Source organism: Lentimicrobiaceae bacterium, assembly GCA_028697555.1.
Lineage (GTDB): Bacteria > Bacteroidota > Bacteroidia > Bacteroidales > UBA4417 > UBA4417.
Genome location: JAQVEX010000082.1, coordinates 1 through 4,417 on the forward strand (window position 1 = coordinate 1; position 4,417 = coordinate 4,417).

General features: G+C 34.4%; 7 protein-coding genes. 3 read left to right on the forward strand and 4 right to left on the reverse strand.

What is annotated here, in order from left to right:
- From PHP31_09790 to nusB, 4 genes are all read right to left on the reverse strand, one after another.
- The coding region (locus PHP31_09790; GenBank protein ID MDD3739567.1) for a hypothetical protein at nt 1-475 on the reverse strand (475 nt) is incomplete at its 3' end.
- Nucleotides 476-535: 60 nt separating this feature from the next.
- A complete protein-coding gene (gene yajC / locus PHP31_09795; GenBank protein MDD3739568.1) occupies nt 536-877 on the reverse strand; it encodes a preprotein translocase subunit YajC in 342 nt (113 codons plus the stop codon).
- A gap of 37 nt (nt 878-914) precedes the next feature.
- Nucleotides 915-1,376: a DUF1573 domain-containing protein gene (locus tag PHP31_09800; GenBank protein MDD3739569.1), complete on the reverse strand. Its 462-nt coding sequence runs from the start codon at nt 1,374-1,376 to the stop codon at nt 915-917.
- 128 nt (nt 1,377-1,504) lie between these two features.
- On the reverse strand, nt 1,505-2,467 hold the full coding sequence (gene nusB, locus PHP31_09805) for a transcription antitermination factor NusB (GenBank protein ID MDD3739570.1): 963 nt from the start codon (nt 2,465-2,467) through the stop codon (nt 1,505-1,507).
- 396 nt (nt 2,468-2,863) lie between these two features.
- Here nusB and PHP31_09810 point away from each other — a divergent pair, with 396 nt between their 5' ends.
- The 3 genes from PHP31_09810 (at nt 2,864) to PHP31_09820 (ending at nt 4,327) form a co-directional block, all read left to right on the forward strand.
- Nucleotides 2,864-3,193 carry a DUF3276 family protein gene (locus PHP31_09810; protein ID MDD3739571.1) on the forward strand — a complete coding sequence of 110 codons (330 nt, stop codon included), beginning with the start codon at nt 2,864-2,866 and terminating at the stop codon, nt 3,191-3,193.
- A gap of 134 nt (nt 3,194-3,327) precedes the next feature.
- Nucleotides 3,328-4,113, forward strand: coding sequence for an AAA family ATPase (locus tag PHP31_09815; protein ID MDD3739572.1), 786 nt, complete (start codon nt 3,328-3,330; stop codon nt 4,111-4,113).
- A 16-nt stretch (nt 4,114-4,129) separates the two neighbouring features.
- On the forward strand, nt 4,130-4,327 hold the full coding sequence (locus tag PHP31_09820; protein MDD3739573.1) for a hypothetical protein: 198 nt from the start codon (nt 4,130-4,132) through the stop codon (nt 4,325-4,327).
- Nucleotides 4,328-4,417: the final 90 nt, after the last annotated feature.

Consider the following 4,417-nt stretch of genomic DNA (forward strand, 5'->3'; position numbering starts at 1 on the left):
GGCTGTTTATGGTGTATTGTAGGTTCAGGTTGACAGGCAATTCCCTGCTCCTTTCGGATATGAACTTAAAAATTAGAGAATCGGGTTGTACGTTATTTACTTTACAATTGAACGAAAACTGTTGTTCAATGCTTGTCAGCAAGTCTTTTGTAAGTATATAATAGTACGAATAATTCCCTTTTGTGAATGTTCTGGCGTAGTCGAAGCTGACTTCAACACTTTTCCTGCTACCCAAACTTTTTTGTTTTATAATATCAAACCCCTTAGCGGAATAATTAACACAAATAGCTGGCAACGAGTCGTTTACCAATATCATGTTTTTAGGTTTATTGCTAAAGGTTACATTATAATAGTCGTCGGAATTGTAGTTTTTAGAAAGTTTGACATAAAACCACACAGCTACGCTTATCAATAGGCATAATAGAATTGCTATTGAGTTACGTGAAATTTTCTGACGAAAAACAAAATTTCTCATCGTAGTTGTAGATTAGTCGGTAAAATACAGCACCGAGCAGAACTTTATTTCAATTCGAGGTTATTTTTTATCTTGATCTGTCAATTGATCTTGAGCACTCGAACCTATAGCCGATTTTTCTATTCTAATTCTAACGTTGTTTTCAACTTCAATAGTAACTGTAGTTTCTTGTACTTCAACAATTTTTCCGTGTATTCCACCAATTGTAACAATTTTTTGACCTTTGGTTAAGCTTTCGCGGAATTTTCTTTGTTCTTTCTGACGTTTGGTTTGAGGTCTGATAAAAAACAAGTAAAAGATAACGAAAATTACCAAAAGAAATATAAGCGAACTTCCCATACCACCGCCGCTAGCGCCCTCGCCTTGTGGTGGTGCCATTAATAATACGTTTAAAAAATTCATAGTCTTAGTTTTTATTTATGATTAAATATTTATTTTTTTACAAATTTTCAGGGTTAACAACTTTGGCTTGTATTTTCAATACAGTAGTGTTGGGCTGCGTATTGCTGACTACTGTTACCGATTTATTGTTAAGCCCGACTCTGCCTTCCGAATTGAAACTTACATCAATTGTGCCCGAATTGCCCGGAGCAATAGGTTTGGTTGAGAATTTTGTTACTGTGCAACCGCACGATGAGTGTACAGCCGAAATAAGTAAAAAGCTTTCGCCTTTGTTGGTAAACTTAAACGAGTAGGTTACGTCTTCACCGTTTACAAGTTTGCCAAAATCGTGAAAATACTTGTCGAATACAATTATTGGCAATCCCTTTTTCGAATCGGGTGAATCAGCCGTTGAAGGATTATTCACCATATTTTCCGAGCTTTTTTTGTTGCCACCCTTGCACGAAACAAGAAAAATTAACGATAAAATTAATAATAGTTTTACTGTGTGTTTAAGCATTTTACTTACTTTGTTTCATTACTTTCAAGCACAAAAGTAATATTTATTTTATAATCGAATGTTAGTTGTTGTTAATAATTTGGATATGGAATGTGGCTATGAATAAACAGCCATTTTCGCAACTTTTACTAGTTAATCAACCCCCTGCCGGTTTTATTAATTTTTCCTTCTTTGATAAGTTCTCCGATAATTTTATCCAAAATTCCGTTTATAAACTGTTTGCTATTGTCGGTTCCGTATTCCTTTGCTATTTCAATGGCTTCGTTTAGGGTAACTTTAACAGGAACAGAATCAATGTGTAGCAGCTCTGCCAAAGCCATTTTTATAATTATCATATCTATTAAGGCGATACGTTCAATTTCCCAGTTTATCAGGTTGTTTTTAATAATTTCTTCAAACTCTTGATTATGAAGTATTGAATTTCTGAAAAGTTGAATAGTAAATTCCAAATCTTCGCTTTTTTCAGTTTTGTTGGCATCTTTATAAAGCGGAGGTAGCGGATGCAGTTCCGATTTGTTTTTGCTCCACTGTTTTATTGTCAGGTCAGCCATCATAATGGCAATTTCGAAATCTTCTTCCCACGAAATATTTATTTCGGCTAGTACACTTTTAAGCCATTCCGAATTAGACAGCACGTTTAGCAGTTCGTTTCTTACTAAAGCCTTATCCTGATTGTAGTTGTTACTCTCGTTGTTCATATACTGCTCAAAAGCTTCCGTTGCTGACAGAGCGTTGTACAAACTTCTGAACAAAGGTTGTTCTTCCGACCAATTTACACTTAGAGCTGCTATCTTGCTTTTAAGGTCTTGATTGTTCTCAAACTGATGTATAAGTTGGTTGTTTATAAAATTCAAGTTAGGATTAAGGTCTTCTGCAGTGGGCAATAGTTTTTGTTTATTCTCTTCAATTTTTTTCTCCTTCCATCTTTTAACTTCAATAAGTGCAGAAAGTATGTATATATACAGGTCGTATATTTCGTCGATATTTTTCAGTAAATTTTTTTCTGCTGCTGGTAATTTTATAGTTGGATTTTGAAAAAAAGCATAAATTGCTTGCAAACACTTAATTCTAAGTTGATGTCGAGTAATCATTTATTTAAAGTACTTTTTTTATTATCAGATTTCAGCCTGCAAAAATATAAAACAAACCGAAATTAGAAATAGACTTGTGATAAAAAATAGAGTTTCGAGTTCTGAATTCTGAGTTGGAATTGCTTATAACTCAATACTCAATACTCGTAACTCACCCATCACCCATCACCCATCACTCATCACCCATCACCAAAAGCCAACGGCTAATGGCTAACAGCCAACAGCTAATAGCATATAAGTAAAGAAAATGAAATGACATATCGACAAAAATTGAATTAAACTAAAATTCCAATAAATTTATCAACAAAACGGCAATATTTTTGTACAAACTTTATAGAGTGAAAATAAAAATGTATTTTTGCATTATCAAAAAATAATAATTTAATAATTACAGGCATGGATGAACTTGAACCTATCGGAACACGAGATGATGTTTTTTCAAGAATTGTAAAAGCAGGAAAGAGAACATATTTTTTTGACGTAAAAAGTACACGCAACGGTCAGTTGTACATTACGATAACCGAAAGCGTTAAGCGTTTTGACGAAGAACAAGGTAAGTACACTTATCGTAAGCATAAATTATTTTTGTATAAAGAAGATTTTGAGAAATTTTCGCACGGCTTAGAAGATGTACTATCGTTTATTGAAACGGGAGTAGAGCCACCGGAAAGAGAATATCCGCCATACAATAGTTTCGATAATACTGACGAACAAAACGACGAATAAATCGTTTTTTGAGTATAATTGTTTCTTGTATAAACTTGTTTTAAAGGTAAGTTTTTGTCTGATATTTATTGCGTTCAAATTCTTTCTTGTAGTAAAACAAGTAAATTTAACCAATGTAAAAATTTAATTACTATATGGGCAAAGTAATAGCTATAGCTAATCAGAAAGGAGGAGTAGGTAAAACAACAACAGCCACAAATTTGGCTGCATCACTGGCTATATTGGAGTATCCAACGCTACTAGTAGATGCCGATCCGCAAAGTAATGCAACTATGGGAGTAGGCTTTAATCAAGAGGATATTAGAGCAAGCGTTTACGAGTGCATAATGGACGAAGCCGATACAAAAGAAACAATTATAAAAACTCCAATCCCTTATTTAGACCTTCTTCCGGCTAAAATAGATTTGGTTGGAGCAGAATTGGAATTGGTCGATTTTTCAAATCGTGAATTCAGACTTAAAAAAGTAATCGAACCTGTTAAAGACGACTACGAGTTTATTATTATCGATTGCTCCCCATCATTGGGATTGGTTACGGTAAACTCATTGGTAGCAGCCGATTCGGTTATTATTCCCGTGCAAAGCGAATATTTTGCTTTGGAAGGTTTAGGCAAACTGCTTAATACCATTAAGATAGTGCAGGCTAATTTCAACCACGATTTGGATATTGAAGGTGTTTTGCTTACAATGTACGATGCACGTTTGCGCCATTCCAATCAGGTTGTTGAGGAAGTTAAAGTGCATTTTCAGGATATGGTTTTCGACACAATTATTTCCCGAAATGTGCGTTTACCCGAAGCCCAAAGCTATCATCAACCTGCCTTAACTTATGATGTTAACAGTTCAGGAGCTATTAACTATTTGAATTTAGCCCGAGAAATATTGCAGAAGAATAACAAAACTAAGTTTTCTAAAACTTAATTTATAAAATATAAAAATGAGTAGTTCAAAAAGAAAAGCAGCATTAGGTAGAGGTTTAGAGGCAATACTTAGAAGTCCCGAAACTGATATTACATCAAAAGACATATCGGGGAATTACGTAGTAGGAGCTATTGCCGAGATAGAGCTGTATAAAATTAGTACAAACCCGTTTCAGCCCCGCGAAAACTTTGAGATGAAACTCTTACCGAATTAGCCGAGTCTATCAAAAGTCAGGGTATTATACAGCCACTTACCGTTCGGAAAATGGGTTTCGACAAATATCAACTTATTTCGGGCGAAAGAA

Bases quoted from the DNA above. Each gene is read 5' to 3' on its own strand.
- yajC (MDD3739568.1), bottom strand. From the start codon at position 877: ATGAATTTTTTAAACGTATTATTAATGGCACCACCACAAGGCGAGGGC.
- PHP31_09800 (MDD3739569.1), bottom strand. From the start codon at position 1,376: ATGCTTAAACACACAGTAAAACTATTATTAATTTTATCGTTAATTTTT.
- nusB (MDD3739570.1), bottom strand. From the start codon at position 2,467: ATGATTACTCGACATCAACTTAGAATTAAGTGTTTGCAAGCAATTTAT.
- PHP31_09810 (MDD3739571.1), top strand. From the start codon at position 2,864: ATGGATGAACTTGAACCTATCGGAACACGAGATGATGTTTTTTCAAGA.
- PHP31_09815 (MDD3739572.1), top strand. From the start codon at position 3,328: ATGGGCAAAGTAATAGCTATAGCTAATCAGAAAGGAGGAGTAGGTAAA.
- PHP31_09820 (MDD3739573.1), top strand. From the start codon at position 4,130: ATGAGTAGTTCAAAAAGAAAAGCAGCATTAGGTAGAGGTTTAGAGGCA.